2 protein-coding genes are annotated in these 2,026 nt (G+C 29.4%); both read left to right on the top strand.

Annotated elements, in window-relative coordinates:
- Positions 1–1,366: methyl-accepting chemotaxis protein (locus tag VK998_RS05545; RefSeq protein WP_325226391.1), on the top strand; the 1,366-nt coding region annotated here is incomplete at its 5' end.
- Between the two features lie 128 nt (positions 1,367–1,494).
- The coding region (locus VK998_RS05540; protein WP_325226389.1) for a PEP/pyruvate-binding domain-containing protein at positions 1,495–2,026 on the top strand (532 nt) is incomplete at its 3' end.

Raw genomic sequence — 2,026 nt, 5'->3', positions numbered from 1 at the left:
TTATGGTAAAATAGGAGAAAATCTAAATGAAATATTCAATAATTACAGAGGGGCTTTATCGCAAATTACATATTCTTCACAACAAGCTTTAGGCATAACTAGTGAATTAGCCTTAGCAACAAAAGAAACGAATCAATCTATTAATGAAATAGCTCAAGCAATAGAACAGATATCCATAGGAGCTGAAGAACAAAAGAATAGAGTAGAAGAGTTAATGACTATGAATAATGGTTTAAAATCTATTTCTATTGAAACGACAGAAGAAAATAAAAAGGCGCAAGAACAATGGGAAAAGACCAATGAATCTTTCGTTGAAACAGGTGAGATATTAGAAAATCTAATTTCCAATATGACAAATAGAATGAATAGAAATCAAATATTGATTAAAGAAACAGAGGTTATATCTAAAAATGTAGATGAAATAAATAATATTGTAGATATGGTAAAAGACATTTCAGGCCAAACTAATCTTCTAGCCTTAAATGCAGCTATTGAGGCAGCAAGAGCTGGAGAATATGGAAAAGGATTTTCAGTAGTTGCAGATGAAGTAAGAAAACTAGCAGAAATGACAAGTGAAGCTACAGATAAAATAAACAATATGATACAAGAATTTGGACAAGATATAAATACACTACTATCTAATTTGAAAGAAAGCATAGTAGAAGAACGAAAAGACGCAGGTTTAGCAAAAGAAACTCAGTCTTCTTTTGGGGAGGCTAATCATACTCTAAATACTATCAATAGTGTAATGAAAACAACAGACAAAAAAATGTGGGATCAGCTAAATGAAATTGATAGAATTATTGACAATTTAGAGGTTATTACTACTATTTCAGAAGAAACTGTTTCTGGAACTCAGCAAATATCTGCTTCTATAGAAGAACAAACAGCTATTATGGAAGATATAAGCAATAATGCATCTACTCTCAATAGTATGAGTAAGGAACTGGAAAAAGAAATAGAATATCATTCTAAAGTTAATATCGATAAAGAAATATTAGATAAAATAATAGAAAAAAATCTAAAAATAGTAAATGAAGTTAAAGATAAAGAAGATATAAAAACATTTAATGTACAAGCACATAATAATATATACAATGATACAATAAACAAGAATCCAAATATAGATCTAATATATCTATATGATATTGAAGGAAATTTAATATCTGCCAGCCAAGAAATAGAAGACTTTGATGTTCGGAACAGGTCTTGGTTTACTGGAGCCTTACAAGAAGAAGTATATATTTCGGATTTTTATATTAGTTTAGATACAAACAAAGTAAATATAACGATTTCGGCACAAATAAAGGATATGGACAATAAATTCGTTGGTATAATAGGATTTGACATTCAAATAGAAAGCTAGTAATATGTAAAAACCTTAAGGGAAAATTTTCCTTAAGGTTTTTTTAAAAAAATTTTAAAAAGTATAGCATAATTATATATATATGCTATAATATATACATAATAAATAGTTAATAGGAGGTTTATTGCATGGTAGAACTTAAATTTATCAGATGGTTTAATCAAATTGACAAAGATGATATACCTATTGTTGGGGGTAAAGGAGCTAATTTAGGAGAACTTACTCAAAAAGGATTAGATGTGCCACCAGGATTTTGTGTAACAGCTGGAGCCTATACTTATTTCATAGACGAAGCAAAAGTAAATAATAAAATTAGAGAAAAAATTCATGAACTAGATGTAGAAGATTCTATAGAATTACAAAAAACAAGTGGAGAAATTCAAGATTTAATAAATTCAGCGCAAATCCCAGAGGATTTGGAAAATGAAATAATATTAGCATATAATCAATTTAGTGATGAAATTGATATTGAGAATCCAGAGGTAGCAGTTAGATCTTCAGCTACTGCAGAAGACTTGCCAGAAGCCTCCTTCGCAGGGCAACAAGACACCTATCTTCATATTAGTGGAAAAGAGGAATTATTAAACCATGTAAGAAAATGCTGGGCTTCTTTATGGACAGCTAGAGCAATATACTATAGAGAAAACCAAGGATTCGATC

It is taken from the genome of Schnuerera sp. (assembly GCF_035459645.1).
In the GTDB taxonomy this organism is placed as follows: Bacteria; Bacillota; Clostridia; order Tissierellales; family Tepidimicrobiaceae; genus Schnuerera.
This window is presented reverse-complemented; position numbering and strand designations above follow the sequence as displayed.